The sequence below is a fragment of the Thauera sp. WB-2 genome, from assembly GCF_027594845.1.
GTDB lineage: Bacteria > Pseudomonadota > Gammaproteobacteria > Burkholderiales > Rhodocyclaceae > Thauera > Thauera mechernichensis.
The window spans coordinates 3031249-3055676 of the sequence record NZ_CP088935.1 but is presented as its reverse complement, the minus strand read 5'-3'; the positions used below and the strand labels follow the sequence as shown (position 1 = coordinate 3055676).

17 protein-coding genes are annotated in these 24428 nt (G+C 66.8%); 9 read left to right on the top strand and 8 right to left on the bottom strand.

All coding sequences use genetic code 11. From position 1 onward, the window contains the following. Positions 1-16 precede the first annotated feature (16 nt). The 3 genes from LQF09_RS13930 to alc all read right to left on the bottom strand — a co-directional run bounded on the left by LQF09_RS13930 (position 17) and on the right by alc (position 3541). On the bottom strand, positions 17-1660 hold the full coding sequence (locus tag LQF09_RS13930; RefSeq protein WP_270068259.1) for an ABC transporter substrate-binding protein: 1644 nt from the start codon (positions 1658-1660) through the stop codon (positions 17-19). 236 nt (positions 1661-1896) lie between these two features. Continuing rightward, entirely contained in the window at positions 1897-2409 is a 513-nt protein-coding gene (locus tag LQF09_RS13925; RefSeq protein WP_002924345.1) for an ureidoglycolate lyase, read from the bottom strand. An 82-nt stretch (positions 2410-2491) separates the two neighbouring features. After that, on the bottom strand, positions 2492-3541 hold the full coding sequence (alc, locus tag LQF09_RS13920; protein WP_270068258.1) for an allantoicase: 1050 nt from the start codon (positions 3539-3541) through the stop codon (positions 2492-2494). 374 nt (positions 3542-3915) lie between these two features. On the opposite strand from alc, the gene LQF09_RS13915 reads away from it, so the two are divergent. The 5 genes from LQF09_RS13915 (at position 3916) to LQF09_RS13895 (ending at position 10064) form a co-directional block, all read left to right on the top strand. Further along, positions 3916-4686: an aspartate/glutamate racemase family protein gene (locus tag LQF09_RS13915; protein WP_270068257.1), complete on the top strand. Its 771-nt coding sequence runs from the start codon at positions 3916-3918 to the stop codon at positions 4684-4686. Positions 4687-4855: 169 nt separating this feature from the next. Then, positions 4856-6250 (top strand): NCS1 family transporter, encoded by a 1395-nt coding sequence (locus tag LQF09_RS13910; RefSeq protein ID WP_232433198.1) that lies wholly within the window; start codon positions 4856-4858, stop codon positions 6248-6250. Between the two features lie 7 nt (positions 6251-6257). After that, entirely contained in the window at positions 6258-7196 is a 939-nt protein-coding gene (puuE, locus tag LQF09_RS13905; protein WP_270068256.1) for an allantoinase PuuE, read from the top strand. A gap of 287 nt (positions 7197-7483) precedes the next feature. Further along, positions 7484-8947, top strand: coding sequence for an NCS1 family nucleobase:cation symporter-1 (locus tag LQF09_RS13900; protein WP_002933448.1), 1464 nt, complete (start codon positions 7484-7486; stop codon positions 8945-8947). Between the two features lie 178 nt (positions 8948-9125). Then, positions 9126-10064: a DMT family transporter gene (locus LQF09_RS13895; protein WP_232433319.1), complete on the top strand. Its 939-nt coding sequence runs from the start codon at positions 9126-9128 to the stop codon at positions 10062-10064. Between the two features lies 1 nt (position 10065). On the opposite strand, the gene guaD is transcribed toward LQF09_RS13895, so the two are convergent. From guaD to xdhA, 4 genes are read right to left on the bottom strand one after another with little or no spacing between them, the layout of a single operon-like run. Beyond that, the gene (guaD, locus tag LQF09_RS13890; RefSeq protein ID WP_270068255.1) at positions 10066-11376 is read right to left on the bottom strand and encodes a guanine deaminase; all 1311 of its coding nucleotides are present in this window, start codon (positions 11374-11376) and stop codon (positions 10066-10068) included. 49 nt (positions 11377-11425) lie between these two features. Beyond that, positions 11426-12478, bottom strand: coding sequence for a xanthine dehydrogenase accessory protein XdhC (gene xdhC / locus LQF09_RS13885; protein ID WP_270068254.1), 1053 nt, complete (start codon positions 12476-12478; stop codon positions 11426-11428). Further along, positions 12475-14826 (bottom strand): xanthine dehydrogenase molybdopterin binding subunit, encoded by a 2352-nt coding sequence (gene xdhB / locus LQF09_RS13880; RefSeq protein WP_270068253.1) that lies wholly within the window; start codon positions 14824-14826, stop codon positions 12475-12477. Before xdhB ends, xdhC begins: the two co-directional genes overlap by 4 nt. 10 nt (positions 14827-14836) lie before the next feature. Further along, positions 14837-16336, bottom strand: coding sequence for a xanthine dehydrogenase small subunit (gene xdhA / locus LQF09_RS13875; protein ID WP_270068252.1), 1500 nt, complete (start codon positions 16334-16336; stop codon positions 14837-14839). A 377-nt stretch (positions 16337-16713) separates the two neighbouring features. On the opposite strand from xdhA, the gene LQF09_RS13870 reads away from it, so the two are divergent. The 4 genes from LQF09_RS13870 to leuE all read left to right on the top strand — a co-directional run bounded on the left by LQF09_RS13870 (position 16714) and on the right by leuE (position 21303). Then, entirely contained in the window at positions 16714-17481 is a 768-nt protein-coding gene (locus LQF09_RS13870) for a GntR family transcriptional regulator (RefSeq protein WP_270068251.1), read from the top strand. Between the two features lie 250 nt (positions 17482-17731). Beyond that, positions 17732-19084 (top strand): NCS2 family permease, encoded by a 1353-nt coding sequence (locus LQF09_RS13865; RefSeq protein ID WP_002933467.1) that lies wholly within the window; start codon positions 17732-17734, stop codon positions 19082-19084. A gap of 68 nt (positions 19085-19152) precedes the next feature. Then, a complete protein-coding gene (locus tag LQF09_RS13860; RefSeq protein WP_270068250.1) occupies positions 19153-20055 on the top strand; it encodes a toll/interleukin-1 receptor domain-containing protein in 903 nt (300 codons plus the stop codon). A gap of 576 nt (positions 20056-20631) precedes the next feature. Further along, positions 20632-21303 (top strand): leucine efflux protein LeuE, encoded by a 672-nt coding sequence (gene leuE, locus LQF09_RS13855; RefSeq protein WP_270068249.1) that lies wholly within the window; start codon positions 20632-20634, stop codon positions 21301-21303. Positions 21304-21334: 31 nt separating this feature from the next. On the opposite strand, the gene LQF09_RS13850 is transcribed toward leuE, so the two are convergent. Next, positions 21335-24361: a bifunctional diguanylate cyclase/phosphodiesterase gene (locus LQF09_RS13850; protein ID WP_333482868.1), complete on the bottom strand. Its 3027-nt coding sequence runs from the start codon at positions 24359-24361 to the stop codon at positions 21335-21337. Positions 24362-24428 lie beyond the last annotated feature (67 nt).

The window sequence follows — 24428 nt, the reverse complement described above, 5'->3', positions numbered from 1 at the left end:
CGCCGCCGGTGTCGGATCACGGCTTCATGTGGACCGGGGTGAGGTCCTGGAACCAGCTCTTGGCCTGCACGAAGCCCTGCACGCGGCTGCTCATCGCGCGCGGACCGACGTCATGGCCGACGAACAGGAAGGGCGCATCCTCGACCAGGGTTTCGTGCAGCGCGGTATAGACGCGGCGGTTCTCCGCGGGGTCGAAGGCGGTCTGCAGCTCACCGATCAGGGTGTCGACCTTCGGGTTGGCGTAGTAGCCCCAGTTCAGCGACACCGGCGCCACGTTGCGGCTGTCCATGAAGCGGATGATCGCGGCGAAGGGGTCGTGGGTGGCGAAGGTGATGTTGGTGGCGTGGGCGCCGAGCGAGGCCGGGTCCTTGGCACCCTGGCGCCAGTTGTTGAACAGGGTCTCCCACACCAGCACCTCGAACTCGACCTCGATGCCAACCGCCTTCAACTGCTGCTGGATCAGCTCGTTCATCGGCAGCGGCTGCATCTGCCCCGAGCCCGAGGCCGAGATCAGCACCTTGGCGCGCAGCGGCTTGTCCGGGCCGTAGCCGGCTTCGGCGAGCAGGGCCCTGGCAGCCGCGGGGTCGTGGCGGATCTCGAAGGCGGGCTTGCCGAAGGCCGGGTCGTCCGGCAGCAGCAGGCCCTGCGCCGGCACCATGTTGCCGCCGAGGAGCTGGCGAATCGCCTCGCGGTCGACCGCCAGGTTGGCGGCCTGGCGTACGCGCTTGTCGAGCCAGGGCGAGCCCTCGGCGAAGCTGAACTGCCACGGCCAGATGTGCGGATAGCCGTTGCTGGTGACGGTGAAGCCGCGGCTGCCGAGCATCGGCAGCATGTCGGCCGGCGGGTTCTCCACCCAATCCACCTGACGCGACAGCAGGGCATTGGCACGGGTGTTGCCCTCGGGGATGGGGATCAGCACCAGGCGGTCGGCCTTGGCGCGGCGCGCCGGGTTCCAGTAGTCGGTATTGGGGACCAGCACCGCACGTTCGCGCGGGGTCAGGCTCTCGAGCTTGAACGGGCCGGTGCCCGAGGGCTGGGTCTCGAAGGCATTCCAGTCACGGCCGAGCTTCTCCCACTGCGCCGGGCTGGAGAAGAACATGAAGGGCAGCTGGTTGAGCAGCATCGCGTTCGGCGTCTTGGTGGTGATCTCCACCGTGTAGTCATCCACCTTGCGGATGCTCTCGTAGGCCGGCAGGCGAGCGACGACCTGTGCGGCCTGCTTGGCATCGAACTGCGGCGCGGTCTGGTCGAAGACCTTGGCGAAGTTGAACACCACCGCGTCGGCGTTGAAGGTCGAGCCGTCGTGGAAGCGCACGCCCTCGCGCAGCTTGAAGGTCCACTTGCGCGGATCCTCCTTCGACACGCTCCATTCGGTGGCGAGCTGCGGCACCAGCGGCGCGGCGCGGTCGGCGCTCGACAGGTCCCAGCTCACCAGTGCGTCGTAGAGCGTCATGCCGGTGAAGCGCACGCCCTCGAAGCCGGAGTTGGGTGCGCCCGAGGTGAGCGGAATGTCGGAGGCGGTCATGCCGATGCGCACGGTACCCTGGGCGAGTGCAGTCGAAGGTAGGGTGGCGCCGATGGCGAGCGCAGACAGCAGGCCTGCGCCAAGGACCGTGTGGCGCAGTGCGCGCGGGGCGCGGAGGGCGGCGAGAGGCTTCATGAAGATCTCCTGTGGGTGAGGTGATCTTCTCTAAGCATCTCTCGTGCCAGATTGTAAAAATCGCTGTATCGATTTAAGAATACAAAAAATAATCAGTAAAAACAGTTTGTTGGGATTGTTTGATGGTTTGCTGATAGGTGTGCTCACGGCCCTGTCTGTGGCGTGCATGCACCGCATTCGTGTGCGGTCTGGGGCTTGCGCACTGTCCTGGCGCATGGCAGCCCCGAGGTGTGACTTCAGCCCGGCGCTGCGATCCTGCCCGGGGTCTCGAGCTGGATCTCGTCGCAGTTGTGCCCTGGCCCGCTGCGGTCGATGACGATGAAGTCGCAGATTTCGTCGAGTGCGAGCAGGGGGTGGTGCCAGACGCCGGGGGCGTAGTTGACGCCCTGGTCGCCGCGGGCGAGGAAGACTGTCAGGTCTTGTGCGGTGGGCGGTGCGCCGGCGGGGGCGACGACGACCAGATAGGGCTTGCCCGACATGGGGATGAAGGCCTGTGAGGCGAGCGGGTGGCGCTCCATCATGTTCACGGTGAAGGGCAGGGCGCGGGGCTGTCCGCGGAAGATGGAGACGATGACGCGGCCCTCGGGCCCGGGCTCGATGCGAGCGAGGTCGTGGTAGCGCTCGGTGTTGCCGGCGTTGATGGTGAAGTGCGGTGCGGCGTCGCGGGCCTCGATGAGCTGGCCGAAGGGTGCGAAGGCCTCGTGGGTGAGGGGCTCGACGGCGAGGGGGAGGGCGGGGTGCGCGGTCATGGTGTGCTCTCGGGTGAGGAAGGGGGCGACACGCTGGTCGGGCGCCCGGGCGCAGGGCTGCGCCCGCGCAGCGCCGGTCTTCTTATTTGGCCTCGACCTTGCCCCACAGGCGCAGTCGCGAGACGCCGCCGTCGGGGAAGATGTTCAAGCGCACGTGGGTGATCGGCCCGAGTTTGGCAACCTGCTCCGTGAAGGTATGGATCGCATCCATCTCCAGTTTCTGCTCGGGCAGCAGGGTGTGCCAGAACATCGACTGGGTGGTGATCGAGCGGTCGGTGCCGCCGGTGACATAGGCGGCCTGGATCGAGCAGCGATCGGGGTAGTTGCCCTTGAAGAAGGCGGTGTCGACCTCGATGCGCTCGACCGTGCCGGGGGCGCCGAGCTCGAGCACGCACCAGTCGTTGCCCGGTTCGCGGCGGCGGCGGGTCTCCCAGCCATCGCCCATGTTCATGCCACGGCCCGGCAGCAACAGCGCGGCGGCCGAAGAGCCGAAGCTGGCGTCGTTCCACGACACGGCGCGGCCGCCATTTTCCATCGCCACCAGATCGACGAGTTCGCCCGCGGCGGCCTTGGCCGCGAGCGAGCCCACCGGGCGGCCATAGACGCGCAGGCGCGCGATGCCGCCGTCCGGATACATGTTCACGCGCAGGTGGGTCCAGGCCGCGGTGCTGGCGCACTCGAGGAGGTGATGGCTGTTGGGTCCCATCGGGGTGGCCGGAAGGATCTCGGTCCAGGTCGCGGCCTGGAGCGCGGCCACGTCATCGGCGTCGGAGACGCAGGCCTCGATCGAGACGGCGGGCGGGTAGTTGCCGGTGAAGTGAGAGGTGTCGACGTCGAAGCCGCGGATGACGCCCTTGACGCCGAGTTTGACGAGTGCCCAGTCGTGCCCGGCGACGCGCTTGCGGCGCGACTCCCAGCCATCCATCCACTTGCCGTTGGTGTCGAACTTGCCGGGGACGAACTGTGCGGGCTCGGGGTTGAGCATGCGTGCGACCTCGGCGAAGAAGTCGTCGGAGGCGGCGATTGCCTTGGCGCCCAGGCGCGGGTTGGCGAGGTCGACCGAGCGCAGCGCCCAGTCGGGCAACTCGGCAGGGGGGGCGAAGACGGGGGCGCCGGGAGTGTGGCTGGCCATGGGGGGCTCCTGGTTGAGTGTGAGGAGAGAGGTTCTCAAAAATTGTATGCGAAGACAAAAAGAATCGTATACAAAACATTTTGAATCGACTTTTGAGTGGTTCTGCCTCATATCAGCGCGCTGATCCGCCCAATAAGCGTTCAAGAATGAGGCCGAGGGGCGGGCGGAATCCCTCGCGATATCGCCGTTTCCGTGTCGCAGCGAGCAAGACCTTTCCTGAGGCGCGGCTGCAGCCATAGGGGGGCGTCTGCCGGTGTCGTTGCGATGGCTTCATCAAATGTTTAAATGAACACAAAAAACTATTTGTTTTGTGTACAAAAGACGATTAATGTTTTTGTAACGGCAGCGTTCAGGATGTCGGTACGCATCACAGCATGAAGAATCGAGAGGACACCATGCACATCAGGCTCATCAACCCCAACACCACTGCGTCGATGACCGCCAAGATCGGCGTGGCTGGGGCGCGCGTCGCCGCAGCCGGTACCCAGGTCTCGGCCACCAATCCGGATGCCGGTCCCGTCTCGATCGAGAGTCACTTCGACGAGGCCGTCAGTGCGCTGGGCGTGCTGGACGAGATCCGTCGCGGTGAACGGGAGGGCACGGATGGGGGCGAGCGTGTAGACGCCTATGTGATCGCCTGTTTCGGCGACCCGGGCCTGCTTGCCGCACGCGAGCTCACCACCGCGCCGGTGATCGGCATTGCCGAGGCCGCCTTTCATCTCGCCACGCTCATCAGTACGCGCTTCTCGGTGGTCACCACGCTCGGACGCACCTGCACCATCGCCGAGCACTTGCTGCAGAACTACGGCTTTGCTCACCACTGCCGCAAGGTGCGTGCGGCCGAGATCCCCGTGCTCGACCTGGAGGACGACGGCGCCTGCGCGCTCGGCCGAATCATTGACGAATGCCGTCGTGCCAAGACCGAGGATGGCATCGGCGCGATCGTGCTCGGGTGTGGCGGCATGGCAGACCTCACCGACGAGATTCGCGAGGCCGTCGGCCTGCCGATCGTCGAAGGCGTGACTGCTGCCGTGAAACTGGCCGAGTCGCTGGTGAGCCTGCGCCTGGGGACCAGCAAGCATGGCGATCTCGCCTTCCCGCGCGCGAAGACCTTCACCGGCCGCTTCGACTACCTCGGCAGCTGAGCGTCCACCACCCCGGACTTACTGGCCGCCCCCAACCCCCCCCCAACCCCAACCCCCCACCCCAAGCAGGACAAGCGCTTCATTTCCCCGCCGGGCGGCAGTGCCCGGAGCCCAAACCATCGAGCGGTCGCCGAACCGCCGGTCCAGCACCCCTGGAGGAGCAAACGAAATGACAAGCAAGGCACATGACGTCACCCTGGCCGGCACTGCCGGTACAGGACGTACCGGCGCGCAGCCCCATCACGAGACTCACTCAAAAGCCCTTGGCGAGGAGTCGCTCGCGCCCCAGCAGACTCGAATCATGGGCAAGTGGTCGTATCTGCTCGCCTGGTTCGGCGGCTGCGTGTCGATCGGCACCTTTGCCATGGGCTCGAGCGTGGTCGGTACGCTCAACCTGTTGCAGGCGACGATGGCGATCGCCATCGGCTGCTTCGTGATCGGCATCGCACTCACCCTCAATGGCGCGGCCGGCCTCAAGTACGGCATCCCCTTCATGGTCCAGGCCCGCACGGCCTTCGGTTTCGCCGGCACGCGCTTCCCCGGGCTGGTACGGGCAGTGCCGGCCATCGTCTGGTACGGTTTCCAGAGCTGGGTCGGGGCGGGCGCGCTCAACCTGGTGTCGGCCTCGCTGTTCGGCTTCGACAACCTGGTGGCCTGGTTCATCATCTTCCAGATCCTGCAGATCGGTCTGTCGGTGCTCGGCTTCCAGGGTATCAAGTGGCTGGAGAACATCGGCAGCGGCTTCATCCTGGTATCGCTCACCTACATGTTCTTCAGCGTCATCGACAAGTATGGCGAGGAGATCAGTGCCAACCTGGTGAACATCGAAGGCACCTGGGGCCTGCCGTTCTGGGGGGCGACCATGCTCTTCCTGGGCATCTACAGCACCATGATGCTCAACGTCAGTGATTACTCGCGCGAACTCGAGAAAGGCATCCGGCGCGGGCCGCTGACAACGCTCTATGCGATGTCCATCCTGCCGTGCACGCTGTTCATGGGTCTGATCGGGCTGATGGTGTCGGGCGCCACCGGTGTGGCCGACCCGATCCAGGTGTTCTCGAGCGCGGTGGACAACAAGCCGCTGCTCATCATCACGCTGCTCTTCATCGCCTTCGCCCAGGTTACGACCAACGTACTCAACAACGTCGTACCACCGACCTACGTGCTGATGGATGTGTTCAAGCTCTCGTTCCGCAGCGCGGCCGTCATCGTCGGCCTGCTCGCCTTCGGCACCTTCCCCTGGGAATTGGTTAAGGACGAGTCCGCCGCCGGCTTGCAGGTCTTCGTGCAAACCTACTCCGCCTTCCTCGGCCCGATCTTCGCCGTGCTGGTGGTGGATTACTACCTGATCCGCCGCCGCAACCTCGATCTCGGCAAGCTTTATGACGAGAACGGCCCCTATCGCGGCGTCAACTGGGCGGGCATCGTTGCCTCGCTGGTGGGGGCGGCGGTCGCGCTCAGCTTCTCCGCGGTGTCCTGGTACGCCAGCCTGATCCCGGCCGGCCTCACCTACTGGCTGCTGATGAACCACTGGGGCGCCTGCAAGCGTTTCCTGCAGAACTGAGTCAGTCATGACCTCGAATACTGACTATCCCCGCGACCTCGTCGGCTACGGCCGCAACCCGCCGCATGCCGACTGGCCGGGCCGCGCCCGCATCGCCGTGCAGTTCGTGCTCAACTACGAGGAAGGCGGCGAGAACTGCGTGCTGCACGGCGACGCCGGCAGCGAGCAGTTCCTGTCCGAGCTGTTCAACGCCGCCAGCTACCCCGAGCGCCACCTGTCGATGGAGGGCATCTACGAGTACGGCTCGCGCGTGGGCGTGTGGCGCTTCCTGCGCGAGTTCGAGCGCCGCGGCCTGCCGATGACGATCTTCGGGGTGTCGATGGCGCTCGAGCGCCACCCCGAGCTCACCGCCGCGTTCAAGGAACTGGGCCACGAGATCGCCTGCCACGGCTGGCGCTGGATCCACTACCAGAACGTGCCCGAGGAGATCGAGCGCGAGCACATGAAGATCGGCATGGAGATCATCGAGCGCCTCACCGGCGAGCGCGCGCTGGGCTGGTACACCGGCCGCGACTCGGTGAACACCCGGCGCCTGGTGGCCGACTACGGCGGCTTCCTTTACGACTCGGACTACTACGGCGACGACCTGCCGTTCTGGACCGAGGTGCGCAAGACCAACGGCGACACCGTGCAGCACCTCGTTGTGCCCTACACCCTCGACACCAACGACATGCGCTTCGCGCTGCCGCAGGGCTTCTCGCACGGCGACGAGTTCTTCGAGTACCTGAAGGACGCCTTCGACGTGATGTACGCCGAGGGCGAGGAGCGCCCGGCGATGATGAGCATCGGCATGCACTGCCGCCTGCTCGGCCGCCCGGGCCGCTTCCGTGCGCTGCAGCGCTTCCTCGACCACATCGAGAAGCACGACCGCGTATGGGTGTGCCGCCGCGTCGACATCGCCCGCCACTGGATCGAGCGCCATCCCTGGCAGCGACGCGACGTGTAGAAACACACCGCCCCATGGCGGGGGCGCGCCTGGCGTTTCCCCGTAGGCGCGGCGCCAGCCGCGAGCCTTTTTTGGCCAGGCCCCCAGCCGCATCGTCTTCAACTCCTCGCGGCTGGCGCCGCTCCTACAGGATGGGGCTGAGCGCGGCGCTGGTCGGCGGGTCAGGCGAATCCGACACCATTGATACCCAACGAATCGTCCGTTGCGGAGCGGGCGAGGGGTTTTTGCTTCCGCAAGTAGTACCGACCCCCATAACCAGAAGCCGCGCGGCGGCAATGGAGCCACCCATGGAAAGCGAAAAGATCGACCTCAAGATCCAGCATATGGACCCCAGCCTGTACAACTCGGATCTCGCGCCATTGCCGCCGGACAAGCGCAAGTGGGGCTGGTTCGAGATCTTCAACGTCTGGTCCAACGACATCCAGAGCCTGTTCGGCTACACGCTGGCCGCGACCCTGTTCATCTCCTACGGACTCAATGGCTGGGCGGTATTCGCCGGCATCATCCTCGCGGGCATCATCGTCAATGTGCTGGTCAACCTCACCGGCAAGCCCGGTGTGAAGTACGGCATTCCGTACCCGGTGATCGCACGCGCCTCGATGGGCGTGCATGGCGCCAACTTCCCCGCACTCATCCGCGGCATCGTCGCCATCTTCTGGTACGGGGTGCAGACCTACTTCGCATCGACTGCGCTCGCGCTGCTGTTCAATGCGCTGCTCGGCAACCCGGGTGGGGGGACCTTCCTCGGCATGACGGCGGTGGACTGGTTCTCCTACGCGGTCGTGTGCGTGTTCCAGCTTGCACTCTTCCTGCGCGGCTTCGACTGGATCACCAAGTTCCTGAACTGGGCGGGGCCGCTGGTCTACCTGGTGATGATCGCGCTCCTGGGGGTGATCTGGTACAAGGCCGGCGGCGGCCTGCTCAACGAGCTGGGCACCATCTTCGATGGCAAGGGTGAGCACCCGGGCGGCCCGGTCGCGGCCTTCGTCGCAGTGGTCGGTACCATGGTCGCCTACTTCGCCGCCGTGGTGATCAACTACGGCGACTTCTCGCGCTTCGTGAAGAACGAGTCGCAGATGAAGTGGGGCAACTTCCTCGGCCTGCCGGTGAGCCTGGCCCTGTTCTCCTTCCTCGCGCTCTTCATCACCGCCGGCACCGCCGTGCTGTTCGGCGAGATGATCACCAACCCGGCCGAGATGGTGGGCAAGGTCGACAACCTGGCGCTGACCATCATCGCTGCGCTCACCTTCTTCGCTGCCACCGTCGGCATCAACCTGGTGGCGAACTTCATCCCGGCGGCCTTCGGCCTCGCCAACCTCGCCCCTGCGAAGATCAGTGCACGCACCGGTGGCATCATCACCGCAGTCATCTCCTTCTTCATCGGTGGCTTGTGGGTGGCCTTGATCAGCCATATCGGCATCGCCGGCTTTGTCGATACGCTGGGTGCAGTGCTGGCGCCGCTGTACGGCATCGTGGTTGCCGACTATTACCTGGTGCGCAAGCAGAGGCTCAACGTGCAGGACCTGTTCTCGGCCGAGCCGGGATCGACGTACTACTTCGACAAGGGTTGGAACAAGCGCGCACTGTTTGCCTTCTCGGTCGCATCGCTGTTCTCGGTGGCCTCGGTGTGGACGCCGGCACTCGCCTCGTGGGCGGGTTTTGCCTGGCTGTTCGGCGCGCTCCTCGGCGCCGTGCTGCACCTTGGCCTGATGCGCATGCGTGCCCCCGCGCCGGTGGCGGAGGCAGCCTGAGCCTCTTGCTAGTGTGCTGATCCTGCGTATCACTCCGCCCATATGTCGGGCGGGCGCGCAGGGTGGATAATCAATTTGCACTGATACTCGTCACCGAGCTCCCCGGTCGACACTCAGCTGTTTTTTTCGCCGCGGTTCCCCGTCAGGGGCGCCGCGGCATTTTCCTTTTGGAGTACCCATGTCTTCCCCCGCGACACAGGCTGCCGCCCCATCCTCATCGCCATCCCGTACCTCCCGGCTCGCCTTGTGCGCGCTCGCGGTGCTGTCCCTGATCTGGGGCTACAACTGGGTGGTGATGAAGCAGGTGATCCAGTACGTTGATCCCTTCGATTTCTCGGCCATCCGCACCGTACTCGGCGCTGCCACCCTGTTCCTGGTGCTTGTCGTGCTGCGCAAGCCAATGACCCTGGTGGCGGCGCGCCAGGTGATGCTGCTCGGTGTGCTGCAGACCGCTGCCTTCACTGCGTTGATCCAGTGGGCGCTGGTGGCGGGTGGCGCCGGCAAGACCGCGGTGCTGGTCTACACCATGCCGTTCTGGGTGATTCCGATGGCGTGGTGGGCGCTGGGCGAGCGGGTACGCGGGCTGCAATGGGGGGCGATTGCGATCGCGGGCCTTGGCCTCGTGCTGATACTCGAACCCTGGGCTGCGGGCGGCAGTGCCTTCAGCAACCTGCTTGCGGTCGGTGGCGGTCTGACGTGGGCTGCTTCGGCGGTCGTTGCCAAGCGCATGCGACTTGCGCGTGAGTTCGACCTGCTTGCGCTCACGGCTTGGCAGATGCTGTTCGGGGCTCTGGCGTTGTGCATCGTGGCGCTGGCGCTGCCCTCCAGGCCGATCGATCCGACGCCGTACTTCTTCGCTGCGCTCGCCTTCAATGCCGTGTTTGCCACCGGGCTGGCCTGGCTGTTGTGGCTGTACATCCTGCAGCACCTGTCGACCGGGATGGCGGGCCTGTCTGCGCTCGGGATCCCGATGATCGGTGTGCTCGCCGGCTGGATTGAACTCGGCGAGCGCCCCAGCGCGGCCGAGTTCGCCGGCATGCTGCTGATTGGCGGCGCGCTGGCGATGATCAGCCTGTGGTCGCTGTGGAACGCGCGCCGCGCCAACGGCGGGCGCTGACTCACCCAGGCCTTTGCCAGCGCGCTTCGCCCATCACGTGGGTTGCCGCCACCGCGCGGTCGTCGCCCAGCATCATCAGCACGAAAAGGCGCTCGTCAAGGCTCCGTGCGCAGGCCATGCGGCGTGCCAGCAGCGGTGTGGCCTGCGGGTCGAGGACGACGAAGTCGGCCTCCTTCCCGGGCAGGAAGTTGCCGACGCGATCGTCCAGATAAAGGCTGTGCGCCCCGCCCAGTGTGGCGAGGTGGAAAGCGCTTGCGGCAGACAGCTTCTGGCCCTTGAGCTGCAGCACCTTGTAGGCCTCATTCAAGGTCTGCAGCATCGAGAAGCTGGTACCGGCGCCGACGTCGGTGCCCAGGCCCACTCGCAGGCCAAGCTCGTTGGCGCGCCCGAGATCGAACAGACCCGAGCCGAGGAAGAGGTTCGAAGTCGGACAGAAGCTGATCGCCGCGCCCGTCTCGGCCATCCGCCTGCGGTCGGTGTCGTCGAGCCAGATGCAGTGCGCGTACACCGAGCGCATGCCGAGCTGGCCGTAGCGGTCGTACACGTCGAGATAACTGCGCGCCTCGGGATAGAGCCCGGCCACCCAGGCGACTTCGCCCTGGTTCTCGGCCACGTGCGACTGCAGATAGATCCCTGGATGCTCAGCGTAAAGGCGGCCGGCGAGCGTCATCTGCTCGGGCGAGGAGGTGGCCGCGAAGCGCGGCGTCACCGCGTACTGCAGGCGGTCGCGGCCATGCCAGCGCTCGATCAGTGCCTTCGACTCGGCGTACCCGCCCGTCGCGGTGTCGCGCAGGAAGTCGGGGCAGTGGCGGTCCATCAGTACCTTGCCCGAGATCATGCGCATGCGCCGCTCGAGCGCAGCCTCGAACAAGGCGTCCACCGAGGCAGCGTGCACGGTGGCGAAGGCGAGTGCGGTGGTGGTGCCGTTGCGCAGCAGTTCGTCGCAGAAGAAGCTGGCGACGTTGCGCGCGTGTGCCGGGTCGGCAAAGCGTGCTTCGGCCGGGAAGGTGTACTTCTCGAGCCAGGCCAGCAGCTGCTCGCCATGGCTGGCGATGATGTCGGTCTGGGCGTAGTGGATATGGGTATCGACGAAGCCGGGCAGGATCAGCTTGCCGCGGTAGTCGGTCAGCGGCAGCTCGGCTGGCAGGCGGGCGAGCAGCTCCGGCGCTGGCCCGAGCTCGGCGACGTGGCCGTCGCGCAGCACCAGCACGCCGTCGGCGAAGTGTTCGAGGGCGGACTCGCCGGCACTGGCAGGGTTGGCGATGAAGTGCAGGATTTCGCCGCGGACGGCATGCAACTGGGGCGTGTTCATGTCGGGAGTGTCTTGTGGTATGCGAAAGGGGGGTAGGGCAAGGGCGTGTTCATGCGGCACAGTCGCGCAGGGCGGGCCGCGCGGCGAATGAGGCGCCGCGCAGTTGCAGCACTTCGGCAGCGATGGCGACCGCGATGACCTCGGGCTCCTTGCCACCCAGGCCAGGCGTGCCGATCGGGCAGTTGAGGCGGGCGATGGCCTGCTCGCCATAGCCGCGTGCGCGCAGGCGCTGCTCGAAGCTGGCGCGCTTGGACTGCGAGCCGATGAGGCCGCAGCAGCGGAAGTCGCCGCGGTCGAGGATCGCGCGCACGAGGTCGAAGTCGAGTGCATGACTGTGGGTCAGCACAAGGAAGACGGCGTCGGCCGGCGCGGCGCGCACTTCGGCTTCGGGCACGTCGGTGCAGCGGACCTCGATGTTCGGCGCGACCACGGCGGGGAATTCGTCCTCGCGTGGATCTACCCAGCGCACCTGCATCGGCAGGCGCCCGAAGAGTTCGGCGAGGGCGCGGCCGACGTGACCGGCGCCGAACAGTATGACCTGAAGCTCGGGCGGCAGGCTGACGTCGAGCAGCGCGTCAGCGCCGCGTGCGGGCATGCTCGCCAACAGCGCGGCATCGTCGGCGCGGCCGGCGAGCAGGCTGCGCGCGCGTTCGAGTTCGCGCGCATCCGCAAGCTCGGCCTCGGGGTGCTCGCCGAACACATGCACCGCGGGGCGATCGCCAGTGAGGTCGACGATGCGGCCCCAGGGGCGTGCGGTGGCAGCGTATGCGCGCGCGGCCGCAAGCCAGTCGCACTGGCCCGCGCCGACCGGCTCGAAGGCGAGCTGCATGACACCGCCACAGCACTGGCCAACACTGGCGCCGAGCGGGAAACGCACCAGGCTGGGGCTGCGTGCGCCATCGGCAAGGAGCTGACGGGCCACGGCGATCGCACGCAGTTCGAGTTGGCCGCCGCCGATCGTGCCGTGACAGGTGGTGGCGCTGACGATCATGCGCGCACCGGCTGCGCGCGGTGTCGAGCCACGGGCGGCGGCCACCGTCACCAGCACGGCGCGCTCACCGGCGTCGATCAGGCGCGCAAGCTGTTCCACCCAGGTATTCATGATTGCGGCTCCGCTGCCGTGTGTGCGCACGCTGCACGCACGGCGTCGATCGCGTCGAGGATGGCCTCCGGTGTCGCCGGCGCACGCAGGGGCGGAGCGCTGCGGCCGTCGCCGACGGCGGCGACGGCGTCGCGCAGCGCGAACAGCACCGCAAAGCCGAGCAGCAACGGCGGCTCGCCGACCGCCTTCGAACGCAGGATGGTCTCTTCGTGGTTGCTGTTGCGGAACAGGCGGGTATGGAACTCGGCTGGACAATCATGCGCGGCGGGGATCTTGTAGGTCGATGGGGCGTGGGTCATCAGCCGGCCGTCCTTGTTCCACCACAACTCCTCCATCGTCAGCCAGCCCATGCCCTGGATGAAGGCGCCCTCCACCTGGCCGACGTCGATTGCCGGGTTGATCGAGTTGCCGGCATCGTGCAGCAGGTCGGCGCGCAGCAGGCGCCACTCACCGGTGAGGGTATCGACCAGCACCTCGGCCACCGCTGCACCGTAGGCGAAGTAGTAGAACGGGCGGCCGGTCAGCGTGCTGCGGTCCCAGCTCAGGCCGGGGGTGGTGTAGAAGCCCTCCGACCAGAGCTGGACGCGGGCCTGGTAGGCCTGCTGCACGCACTCGGCAAACGGGATCGCAACAGCGCCGGCGTGCACATGGTCGTCGGCAAAGCGCACCGCGTCTGCGTCGATGCCGTGGCGCTGGGCGACGAAGTCGGCGAGACGCTGGCGGATGCGGCGTGCGGCATCCTCGGCCGCCTTGCCGTTGAGGTCGGCGCCGGTCGAGGCGGCGGTGGCCGAGGTGTTGGCGACCTTGCTGGTGTCGGCGGCGGTGGCGCGTACCTGCGCCAGCGCGATGCCGAGCGTGTGCGCCACCACCTGGCAGACCTTGGTGTTGAGGCCCTGGCCCATCTCGGTACCACCGTGGTTCACCAGCACCGAGCCGTCGGTGTACACATGCACGAGCGCGCCGGCCTGGTTGTAGTGCGCGACGTTGAAGGAGATGCCGAACTTCACCGGTGTCAGCGCCAGGCCCTTCTTGAGCACCGGGCTGCCGGCGTTGTAGGCGGCGATGGCCCGCCGGCGCTCGCGGTAGGCGCTGTCGGCCTCGAGTTCGGCGACCAGTTCGTGGATCACGTTGTCTTCGACGCGCTGGCCGTAGGGGGTCAGGTCGCGGCCAGCGCCGCCGTAGAAATTGAGCTTGCGCACGTCGAGCGCATCGCGGCCCAGCTCGCGCGCGATGCTGTCGATGATGTACTCGATCGCCACTGCGCCCTGCGGCCCGCCAAAGCCGCGGAAAGCGGTGTTCGACTGGGTGTTGGTCCTTGCGCACAGGGCGCGGATGTCGACATCGGCGAGGTAGTAGGCGTTGTCGAAGTGGCAGATCGCGCGCGTGGCCACCGGGCCCGAAAGGTCGGCCGAGAAGCCCGCGCGCGCCACCATCTCGATGCGCGCTGCAAGGATGCGGCCTTCGTCGTCGAAGCCGACCTCGTACTCGTAGTGGAAATCGTGGCGCTTGCCGGTGATCATGAAGTCGTCGTCGCGGTCGGGGCGCAGCTTGACCGGGCGGCGCAGGCGCGCCGCGGCCAGCGCGGCGACGCAGGCGAACAGGGCCGACTGCGACTCCTTGCCGCCAAAGCCGCCGCCCATGCGGCGCATTTCCACCACCACCTGATTGGCCGCCAGGCCCAGGGCATGGCTGACGACGTGCTGCATCTCGGTGGGGTGCTGGGTCGAGCACCACAGGTGGATGCAGCCGTCTTCGCGCGGCACCGCGTAGGAGATCTGGCCCTCGAGGTAGAACTGCTCCTGTCCGCCCACCTGCCAGCTGCCCCTGAGCCGGTTCGGTGCGGCGGCGAGGCGGGCAGCGGGCTCGCCGCGCACGAGCTGCATGGGAGGCAGCACGAAGCTGTTCTGCGCCTTCGCCTGCAGTGGGTCGAGCACCGCCGGCAGCGGCTCGTAGCTCACCTTGGCGCGGCGTGCGGCGCGGCGAGCGTGCTCGTGGCTATCGGCCACCACCGCGAACAGGGGCTGGCCGACGTAGTGCACCACGCCGTCGGCGAGGATGGGATCGTCGTGGATGATCGGTCCGCAGTCGTTGGTGCCGGGGATGTCGGCAGCGGTAAATACCGCGATCACGCCTGGCATGGCGCGCACCGCGTCGAGCTCGATGGCGACGATGCGCGCATGAGCCTGGGTCGATAGCCCGAGCGCCGCGTGGGCCGTGCCGGCCAGTTCGCGGATGTCGTCGACATAGGTCGCCTCGCCGGCAACGTGCAGGCGGGCGGATTCGTGCGGGTGGCCGTGGTGGGCGGCCGGAGCGGCCTGACGTGCCTGGGTGAAGGATTGGGCTTTCATGGGGGCGACCTCAGGGCTGGGCGGCGAAGCTGTCGAAGGCGGCGAACACGCGCGTCTGTTGCGCGTCGAGCGGGTCTTGCGCCCGCGTCTCGAGGTAGAAGCGGCGCAGCAGGGCTGCAGCGGTGCGGCGCCGGTAATCGGCACTTGCGCGCAGGTCGCTCAGCGGTGCGTAGTCGTCGGCCAGTGCGCGCAGCGCCGCGGCCAGCGTGTCCTCGTCCCAGCGCCGGCCGTCGATAGCGGCCTCGGTGCGCAGGGCGCGGCGTGGGGTGGCGGCCATGCCGCCGAAGGCGATGCGCGGGCCGCGCACGACGCCGTCTTCGAGGCGAAGCGCAAAGGCGCCGCATACGGCCGAGATGTCCGAGTCGAAGCGCTTCGACAGCTTCCAGCTGCGAAAGCGCAGTGCTGATTCATGCACCGGCACTTCGACGGCCTCGACGATCTCGTCGGCGGCGAGATCCTTGCGCATGTAGTCCAGGTAGAAGGCTTCGAGCGGCAGGCTGCGGCGGCCACCCGGCCCGTGCACCACGACCTCGGCGCCGAGCGCGATCAGCGCCGGCATCGAATCGCCGATTGGCGAGCCGTTGGCGACATTGCCGCCGAGCGTGCCGGCGTTGCGCACCGGCGGTGAGGCGAAGCGTTCCCACAGTTCGCCGAGCTCGGGGTAGGGCAGGCAGAGCGCTGCGAAGGCGTCGCTGAGCGAGACCGCGGCGCCAATGCGCAGCCGTCCGCGTGCCTCCACGACCTGTTGCAGGGCCTCGACCTGGCCGATGTAGAGGAGGTCGCCGACGTCGCGGAACTGCTTGTTGACCCACAGCCCGATGTCGGTACAGCCTGCGAGCACGGTTGCCTGGGGATGGCGGCTGCGCAGCTCGATCAGCGCTTCAAGCGTACGCGGAGCGAAGAAGTGCGTGCCGTCATGGGCATAGTCGAGCGCCTCGCTGCGGCGCAGGCGGAGCAGTGCGGCACGAACCGCCTCGCGATCCAGCGCCTGCGCAGGGTGTTCGAACATGCGTTGGCCGGCCTCGAGGATGGGCCGGTAGCCCGTGCAGCGGCACAGGTTGCCGGTAAGCTGGCTACTGATGCGTGCCGCGTCCGGGCGCGTGCCGTCGGGAACGCAGGCGTTGTAGAGGTCCCACAGGGACATCACGAAGCCGGGCGTGCAGAAGCCGCACTGCGATCCGTGGCAATCGACCATCGCCTGTTGCACCGGATGCAGCCGATCGCCGGCCTGGCGGCGCAGGTACTCGACCGTAAACACGGCCTTGCCGTCGAGCGCGGGCATGAACTGGATGCAGGCATTGACGCTGAACAGACGCAGGCTGTCGGTGTCGCCTCCCAGTTCGCCGACGACGACGGTGCAGGCGCCGCAGTCGCCTTCGGCGCAGCCTTCCTTGGTACCCGTCAGGCCGCGGTGGATGCGCAGCCAGGCGAGCAGGCTGGTGGTGGGCGCGATGCCGGTCACGTCGACCGGTTCGCCGTTGAGCAGAAGGCGGATTGCGTCTGTGTTCATCGTCTCGTCCTGATGGGGTGTGCCGTGCGAGCGGCTGTCATTCGTTCTACGCCGGCCTGCCCGACTTGTCCAAGAGCGCCAAGTGGTTGGGAGCAGCGCGGTGATTTGATCGTGGATTCTGATTACAAAATTGTCAACAATCGATCGGGCGACTGCTCCGGAACAAGCCCTTGCCGCTTATCGTGCCCCGGTGCGCAGCCGCGAGCCTGTAACGCCCGGCCGCATTGGGTTTGCTCCCGAGCGCCGGGGGCGCCCCATGGCCGCGAGTCGGCGCCAGAGCCAATATGGGGAATCACGATCCCGTTATAATCCTGCCGCCCGTCTGGAGGGCAGAACTGGCAGCATGACGAGCAGCAGGGTGCGGACGGAGGTCGGGAATGAGCGAAGGGCAAGACGATGGCCGCATGGCGGCAGGCAAGGCCGGCCGGACGCCATCGTCGGAGGAGATCCAGCGCGTGTTCGAGTCGTTGCGCAACGCCGTGCTCGACCAGCGCTTGCCGCCCGGTCTGCAGCTGAAGGAGCAGGGTCTGGCCGACGCCTTCGGCGTCAATAGAGCGGTGGTGCGCCAGGCGCTGGCCCGTCTGGAGATCTACCGCCTGGTGACGCACGCCCCCAATCGCGGCGTATTCGTCGCAAGTCCATCGGCGGCCGAAGGGCGGGATCTGTTCTGCGCGCGGCGCTACGTCGAGGCTGCGATCGTCGAACTCGCCGTGGAGCGGCTCGACGAGGCCGCGCTGGCGCGCTTGCGCGCCTTGGTGCAGCGCGAGCGTGCCGCCTACGCCGGGGGCGATGTGCGCAAGGCGTTGCGCATGTCGATCGACTTTCACCTGCAGCTCGCCGAGAGCGTCGGAAATACGGTTCTCGCGGCCTTCCTCGACGAGATCATCACTCGCACGCCGCTCGTTGTGCTGGCCCATCGTCGTGAGTCGCCGCCGGCTTGCATGCTGAGCGATCATGAAGACATCCTGGATGCCATCGCGGCACGCGATGTGGAGCGCGCGCGCGCGCTCATGAGCGAGCATGTCGCCCACCTCGAGGGGCGCCTCGCGCTCGATCGTGGTGAGTCGCCCGAGGACGACGATATTGCCCGTCTGCTTGCGCTGGACGGCCTGGGGGCCGAGGACGGCGGGCGGGGACCGCGCTGAGGGCGTGCGCACCTGCAGCTGTCCGGCCAGCTATACGGGCAGGCTGATGCAAGGTATTTGGTGATCCATATGGTCACCGCCGCACCTCGCTATCTAAACTGCAATCTCTGTCGTTGCCAAAATCGTTAACAATATCGGCGACGCAGTGCGAGAGTGCATCGGGCGCGTCCGCTGTGGCCGCGCTCGGCTTGCATCCAGCCAGAACCCGGGCCCATGCTGGCGCTCGCCCGGTCACGAGGAGACATCGCTCATGCAACCCCATTCTTCCACTACGGTCGCGGCGCCCGAGGGCGTACCGGTCGGTCCCGACAGCTGGCTGGAGCGACGCTTCGGCCTCACCGCGCATGGCACGACCGTGCGCACGGAGCTGTTTGCCGGGCTCACCACCTTCATTACCATGGCCTACATCATCTTCGTCAATCCGACGATCATGGCCGCGGCAGGCATGGACCAGGGGGCGGCCTTCGTTGCCACCTGCATCGGTGCCGCCCTCGGCTGCCTGCTGATGGGCTTCTATGCCAACTGGCCGGTCGGGCTGGCGCCCGGCATGGGTCTCAACGCCTTCTTCACCTACACCGTGGTTGGCGAGATGGGCTATAGCTGGGAGGTCGCGCTGGGTGCCGTGTTCCTGTCCGGCGTACTGTTCATGGCGATGAGCTTCACCCGCTTGCGCCAGTGGTTGCTCGACAGCATTCCGCGCAGTCTGCGCTTTGCGATGGGGGCGGGCGTTGGCCTGTTCCTTGGGCTGATCGGGCTGAAGATCGCCGGTATCGTGGTTCCGAGCGATGCAACGCTGGTGACCATGGGCTCGATGCTCGAGTTGCCAGCCGCGCTTGCGGGCCTGTGCTTCCTGATGATCGGCGTGCTCAGCCACTACCGCGTATTCGGCGCGATCCTGATCAGCATCCTTGTTGTGACCTTCATCGGCTGGTTGGTGGGCATCGTCGACTACGGCGGACTGGTGTCGATGCCGCCGAGCCTGGCGCCCACGCTACTGGCCATGGACGTGGCTGGCGCCTTCGATGTCGCGATGATCAGCGTCATCCTCGCTTTCCTGTTCGTGAACATGTTCGATACCGCCGGCACGCTGATGGGTGTGGCGCATCGGGCCAAGCTGACCAAGGCTGACGGCAGCATCGAGAACCTGCCGCAGGCGCTCAAGGCCGACAGCAGCGCGAGCGTGATCGGTGCCTGTGTCGGCTGCCCGCCGGTGACGAGCTACGTCGAGAGCTGTTCGGGCGTAGAGGCGGGCGGGCGCACGGGACTGACGGCAATCACCGTTGGCGTGCTGTTCCTGGTGGCGATGTTCTTCGCCCCGCTGGCCGGCATGATCCCGGGCTATGCCACCGCCGGCGCGCTGATCTATGTGGCGATGCTGATGACTACCGGACTCGCCCACATCGACTGGGAGGACTACACCGACACCATCCCGGCAATCGTCACCGCGGTGATGATGCCGCTCACCTTCTCGATCGCGAACGGTATCGCGCTGGGCTTCGTGGCGTATGTGGTGCTCAAGTTCTGCACGGCCCAATGGCGTTCCATCTCGCCCGCACTTTACGCACTGTTCGTGCTCTTTCTGGCGAAGTTCGTCTTCCTCTAGGCATACGCCTGGCGGCGGCTGAAGCGGCGTGCTTGAATGAAGGACCACGCCGCAGGGGCCGATCGTTCATGCCTTGCCTGTTCGTTTCCTACCGCCGAGAAGATAGTGCGGGCTTTGCCGGCCGCCTCACCGATGCGCTCGAGCAGCGCTTCGGCGTGGGGAGCGTGTTCCGCGATGTGGACGACATCCAGCCGGGTGAGGATTTCGAGGCGGTGATTGAGCGCCGCCTGCACGATGCCAAGGCGGTTCTGGTCCTGATTGGTCCTGGCTGGCTGGCCGCCTCGGCCGCGGGCGAGCGCAGGCTCGATCACCCGCAGGACTTCGTGCGCCGCGAGATCGAACTTGCGCTCGGCTCGGGGCGGCCCGTGGTGCCGATCCTGGTCGGTGGCGCATCGATGCCGGAAGCTGCGGTGCTGCCCGCGTCCATCCGTGGGCTGTCGAACCGGCATGCGCTCAGTCTTGGTGACGCTTCGTGGGCAGCCGACCGCATGCGGCTCGAGGCTGTACTGGCGCAATGGGTGAAGCCCGCCGATGCCGCTCGCTCGCGTGGAGCGGGGCGCTTGCTTGGGGCCGCGGCCGCGACGCTTGCCGCAGTGGGCTTGGGCGCGTGGCTGTGGGGGGCGAGCGCGCAGGATGAGGCGCAGGCGATCGTCGGTTCCTGGCACGCCGAAGTCCGCTACCCCTGGAATCTGAGCCTCGAGGAGACTTACGATTTCGAGCTCAGGGACGGTCGCATCGAAGGCCTGGCGAGTTTCCTCGGGATGCCGCGTGTGGTCGAGGCGGTGGAGTGGCGGGACGGTCGGCTGCACTTCCTCACGCGCAGCGAGGTGGTGGCTGGCGAGGCGCAAGCCAGCGAACTGGTCCAGCACTACGAGCTCACCCCGGACGGCGGTGAGCTGCAAGTACGCCTGGAGATCCAGCGCAACGGTGGTCGGGATCCGCCGCTCGAGTTCGTCGCCAGGCGCCGCTGACTGACCAAGGCTTGCCGTAGGAGCGGCGCCAGCCGCGAGCTTTTTGTCGTCCGCCCAACGCTCATCGCCCTCAACCCCTCGCGGCTGGCGCCGCTCCTACGGCGGGTGACGCGCGTGTTGGTTTTCGGTAGGAGCGGCGCCAGCCGCGAGCTTTTTGTCGTCCACCCAACGCCCATCGCCTTCAACCCCTCGCGGCTGGCGCCGCTCCTACGACGGGCGACGCGCGTGTTGGTTTTCGGTAGGAGCGGCGCCAGCCGCGAGCTTTTTGTCGTCCGCCCAACGCCCATCGCCTTCAACCCCTCGCGGCTGGCGCCGCTCCTACGACGGGTGACGCGCGTGTTGGTTTTCGGTAGGAGCGGCGCCAGCCGCGAGCTTTTCGTCGTCCGCCCAACGCTCATCGCCTTCAACCCCTCGCGGCTGGCGCCGCTCCTACGACGGGCGACGCGCGTGGTGGTTTTCGGTAGGAGCGGCGCCAGCCGCGAGCTTTTCGTCGGCCGACAGCCACCTGGACCCTGGCGGGGCGCCGGTCGGCGTGGCAAAGTGAGCACCGGTTCACACTTGCGTGCGAGTACCCAAATGTTCTACGGCATCACCGACCTCACCACCTTCATTCTCGGCACCATCTTCATCGTGCTGCTGCCCGGGCCCAACTCGCTCTACGTGATGGCGGCGGCCTCGCGTTGGGGAACGCGCGCCGGCTACCAGGGGGCGGCTGGCATCTTCGTCGGCGACACCATCCTGATGCTGCTGGCGGTGATGGGCATGGCTTCGGTGCTGCGTGCCACGCCCGAGCTGTTCATGGTGATCAAGTATGCAGGTGCGGCCTACCTGGCCTGGGTGGGCATCAGCCTGCTGCGCGGTGCATTTGCCACCTGGCGGCGCGGGGACGAGACGGCGGAGCAGGTTGGTGACGGTAAGCCGGATTACCCGCCGGTGCGCAGTACTCCGCACCCGTTCCGCACTGCGCTCGTCATCAGCCTGATGAACCCGAAGGCGATCCTGTTCTTCGTCTCCTTCTTCATCCAGTTCGTCGATCCGACCTACGCACACCCTGCGCTGTCCTTCGTGATCCTGGGCGTGATCGTGCAGATCTGCAGCGTGCTCTACCTGTCGGTGCTGATCTTCGCCGGCGCGCGCCTGGCCGCGCAGTTCCGCCGCCATCGCCGCGTCGCCGCAGGGGCGACCGCGGGCGTGGGCGGGGTGTTCATCGGCTTTGGGGCAAAGCTGGCGACGGCGACGCTGGGCTGAAGGGTAGCGCTGCCGGCATTCCGCCGCGCGCTCAGCCCACCGGCCAGGCCTCGATCGGCACCGGTTTGCCGAACAGATAGCCCTGGAACATGACACAACCGCGTTGAAGCAGCCGTTCGTGCTGGGCACTGGTTTCCACGCCTTCAGCCACGACCTCCAGGTCGAGCGACTGGCTGATGGCCAGGATGGCACGCACGATCGCATCGCTGGAGTTGCCGTCGTCCATGTCGCGCACGAAGGCCTGGTCGATCTTGAGCTGGTCGAAGGGCAGACGTTTGAGGTAGGACAGGGACGAGTAGCCGGTGCCGAAATCGTCGAGCGCGAAGCGGACGCCGAGCGCCTTGATCTGCTTCATGCGTGCCACCGTTGTTTCGATGTCGCCGATCACCACGCTCTCGGTGAGTTCGATCTTGAGCAGGCCTGCATTGACGCGGTGGCGCTCGATTGCCGCGGTGACCTTGGCGACGAAATCCGGCTGGTGAAACTGTTTGGCGCTGACGTTGATGGACAGGCTCAGGTCGCCTGTCGCCACGTGTGCCTGCCAGACCCGCAACTGCGCGCAGGCTGCCTGCAGCACCCAGTCGCCTATCGGTACGATCAGCCCCGTTTCCTCGGCCAGGGGGATGAAGCTGGCCGGCGAGATCATGCTGCCGTGCGTGTCGAAGCAGCGCAGCAGGGCCTCGGCGCCGATCAGGCGACCAGTGCTGTCGAGTTGCGGTTGGTAGAACAGGCGGAACCGGTTTTCGGCCAGGGCCGCGCGCAGCTTGAGCTCGAGGCTCGCACGTTCGGCAACGACGGCCTGCATTGCCTCACTGAAGAAGCGGTGCAGGTTGCGTCCGTCGTGCTTGGCGCGATCGACGGCGACCTCGGCCTGCTTGAGAACGGCTTCGGCGGGGTTTGCGCGCCCATGAAAGAGGGTGAGGCCCAGGCTAGCCGTGCCATGGTAGGGGCCGCTCGGCAGGCCAAGGTCGAAGGGTTGTGCAATGCAGCCATGAAGGTGCTCGGCGATGCGTCCGGCATGGGCAATGGCGTCGTCGCGCTCTGCGCCCAGACCCTCAACGACGATTGCGAAGTCGTCGTCGCCCAAGCGCGCAACCGTGTCCTCCTCGCGCAGCGCTGCGCGCAGGCGCTGCGCCACTTCACGCAGCAAGGCGTCGCCGGCCTTGTGCCCCTGCGTGTCGTTGAGCAGCTTGAAGTAGTCGATGTCCAGCAACAGCAGCATGCCGTGCATGCCGCTGCGCTCGCTGGCGACGATGGCGTGGCGCAGCCTGTCCCACATCAGACTGCGATTCGGTAGCCCGGTCAGAGAGTCGTAGTACGCCAGTTGCCTGATGCGCGCCTCTGCGGCACGCCGTTCGGTGATGTCTTCCTTGATCGCCACGTAGTGGCTGACGCTGCCGTCGGGCTGCTTGATGGGAGCGATCGTGGCAAGTTCGATATACGTGCTTTCGTCCTTGCGCGAGTTGATGAACTCGCCGCGCCAGACCTCTCCGCGCTCGAGCGTCGCCCACAGGTCGGCATAGGTGGCCGGCGGTGTCTTGCCGGCATTGAGCAGACGCGGATTCTGTCCCAGCACCTCGTCGGCGGCGTAGCCGGTGGTGCGGGTGAAGGATGCATTGACGTACTCGATCTGCCCCTGCGTGTTGGTGATGACGATGGTGTTGGGGCTTTGCTCGACTGCAAGTGCAAGCTGACGCAGGCGTAGTTCGTTTTCCTTCTGCGCGGTGATGTCCTGGCCGATGGAGCGGATTTCGACGCAGCGCCCCTCGCTATCGAGAACGGGCAGATCCACCCAGCGGATCCACCGTATGCTGCCGTCGCTGTGGCGCATGCTGCGGTCGGTTGCGAGTGCGCCGGCGCCGCTGGTGAGGTGTTCGATTGCCGCGGCTGTTGCCGGGCGCTCGTGTTCGGGCAGGTAGTCGAGCCAGCGGTGACCTTCCAGTTCGCTGGGCGATCTACCTACAAGGGCAGCATAACGCGCGTTGCAGGACAACAGGGTGGTGTCTGGCTGCCAGGTGCAGCTTGCCTCGCGCCGACTCTCCACCAGCGCGTCGAAGTCCTGCTCGCTGCGTGCCAGGCGGGCGCGGCTGCGGCGCAGGCCGGCCTGCATCGCCAGCAACAGGGTCAGGGTGGCGGCTGCGATCGCCATCGCGGCCACGCCGGTTCGCCTCCAGACCGTGAATTGCTCATCCACCGAGCGTCCGACGATCACGAAGAAGGGGTAGTCCTGCAGTGCTTGGAAGGCGAAGATGCGGTCGACGTCATCCACTGCGCTTGCGTAACGTACGACACCGCGGCGTTTGCCGTCGAGGATCATCCGGTAGGGTGGAATCCACGGGTCGGCCGTGTTGATCCTGGCCGGTGCGGCGGGCCTGCGCATGACCAGGCGGCTGTCATCGCTGCGGCGCACGGCGACCACGCCTCGCTCGCCGGCATCGATGCGGTCCAGAAACGCCTCGAAGCTGGCGAGGTTCAGGCCGACGGCTACCACGCCGGCGAAGCTGCCGTCAGCGCGCAGGCGGGCGCGGTACGCGACCACGGTGGGGGTGGGGGCGGCCTTGCTGGTGAGGACGTTGGAGAACTGCAGGGCGGCGGTTGGGGCAGTGCGTGCGTGCTGGAAGTAGTCCCGATCGCCGATGCCCCAGGTGGGCAGTTCGTCATAGCTGCTCGCGATCACCCGTCCTTCGGTATCGGTGACGAGGATGACGAGCGCTTCGGGGAAGTGTCTCGTAAGCTGTGCGAGGTTGAGGTTCAGCGGCGCCACCGTCGCGGCCCAAGAGGCCGAACCGACGCGGTCGTGCGCACCGGGCTCTACGGCATTGTCGGCCGCGAAGGCCGCGCTCATGTCGACGCGGCGCAAAGCGCCTTCGATCTTGGTCGCCAGCACGCGCGCCTCGTTGCTGGAGGCGGTTGCAGTCGTGGCAACGGTGGAGCGGAAGGTGAATACCAGGAAGGCGACAAGCAGCCCAAGTACAAGCGCGGTGGCGAACAGGGCCTGTGCCAGCGGGTGCGCGAGCCAGGTCGATGCGTGCCTGCCGAGGCTGCTCACCTTGGCCAAGTGGACACGATGGGCATGCGTTGCCGTCGGCCATGCATTGAAGCGGGGGCGCAGAGTGGGCTGTTCA

What these genes read in the sequence shown, in the direction of transcription:
- LQF09_RS13930 (WP_270068259.1), bottom strand. Translation starts at nt 1,660, where the DNA reads ATGAAGCCTCTCGCCGCCCTCCGCGCCCCGCGCGCACTGCGCCACACG.
- LQF09_RS13925 (WP_002924345.1), bottom strand. Translation starts at nt 2,409, where the DNA reads ATGACCGCGCACCCCGCCCTCCCCCTCGCCGTCGAGCCCCTCACCCAC.
- alc (WP_270068258.1), bottom strand. Translation starts at nt 3,541, where the DNA reads ATGGCCAGCCACACTCCCGGCGCCCCCGTCTTCGCCCCCCCTGCCGAG.
- LQF09_RS13915 (WP_270068257.1), top strand. Translation starts at nt 3,916, where the DNA reads ATGAAGAATCGAGAGGACACCATGCACATCAGGCTCATCAACCCCAAC.
- LQF09_RS13910 (WP_232433198.1), top strand. Translation starts at nt 4,856, where the DNA reads ATGACAAGCAAGGCACATGACGTCACCCTGGCCGGCACTGCCGGTACA.
- puuE (WP_270068256.1), top strand. Translation starts at nt 6,258, where the DNA reads ATGACCTCGAATACTGACTATCCCCGCGACCTCGTCGGCTACGGCCGC.
- LQF09_RS13900 (WP_002933448.1), top strand. Translation starts at nt 7,484, where the DNA reads ATGGAAAGCGAAAAGATCGACCTCAAGATCCAGCATATGGACCCCAGC.
- LQF09_RS13895 (WP_232433319.1), top strand. Translation starts at nt 9,126, where the DNA reads ATGTCTTCCCCCGCGACACAGGCTGCCGCCCCATCCTCATCGCCATCC.
- guaD (WP_270068255.1), bottom strand. Translation starts at nt 11,376, where the DNA reads ATGAACACGCCCCAGTTGCATGCCGTCCGCGGCGAAATCCTGCACTTC.
- xdhC (WP_270068254.1), bottom strand. Translation starts at nt 12,478, where the DNA reads ATGAATACCTGGGTGGAACAGCTTGCGCGCCTGATCGACGCCGGTGAG.
- xdhB (WP_270068253.1), bottom strand. Translation starts at nt 14,826, where the DNA reads ATGAAAGCCCAATCCTTCACCCAGGCACGTCAGGCCGCTCCGGCCGCC.
- xdhA (WP_270068252.1), bottom strand. Translation starts at nt 16,336, where the DNA reads ATGAACACAGACGCAATCCGCCTTCTGCTCAACGGCGAACCGGTCGAC.
- LQF09_RS13870 (WP_270068251.1), top strand. Translation starts at nt 16,714, where the DNA reads ATGAGCGAAGGGCAAGACGATGGCCGCATGGCGGCAGGCAAGGCCGGC.
- LQF09_RS13865 (WP_002933467.1), top strand. Translation starts at nt 17,732, where the DNA reads ATGCAACCCCATTCTTCCACTACGGTCGCGGCGCCCGAGGGCGTACCG.
- LQF09_RS13860 (WP_270068250.1), top strand. Translation starts at nt 19,153, where the DNA reads ATGCCTTGCCTGTTCGTTTCCTACCGCCGAGAAGATAGTGCGGGCTTT.
- leuE (WP_270068249.1), top strand. Translation starts at nt 20,632, where the DNA reads ATGTTCTACGGCATCACCGACCTCACCACCTTCATTCTCGGCACCATC.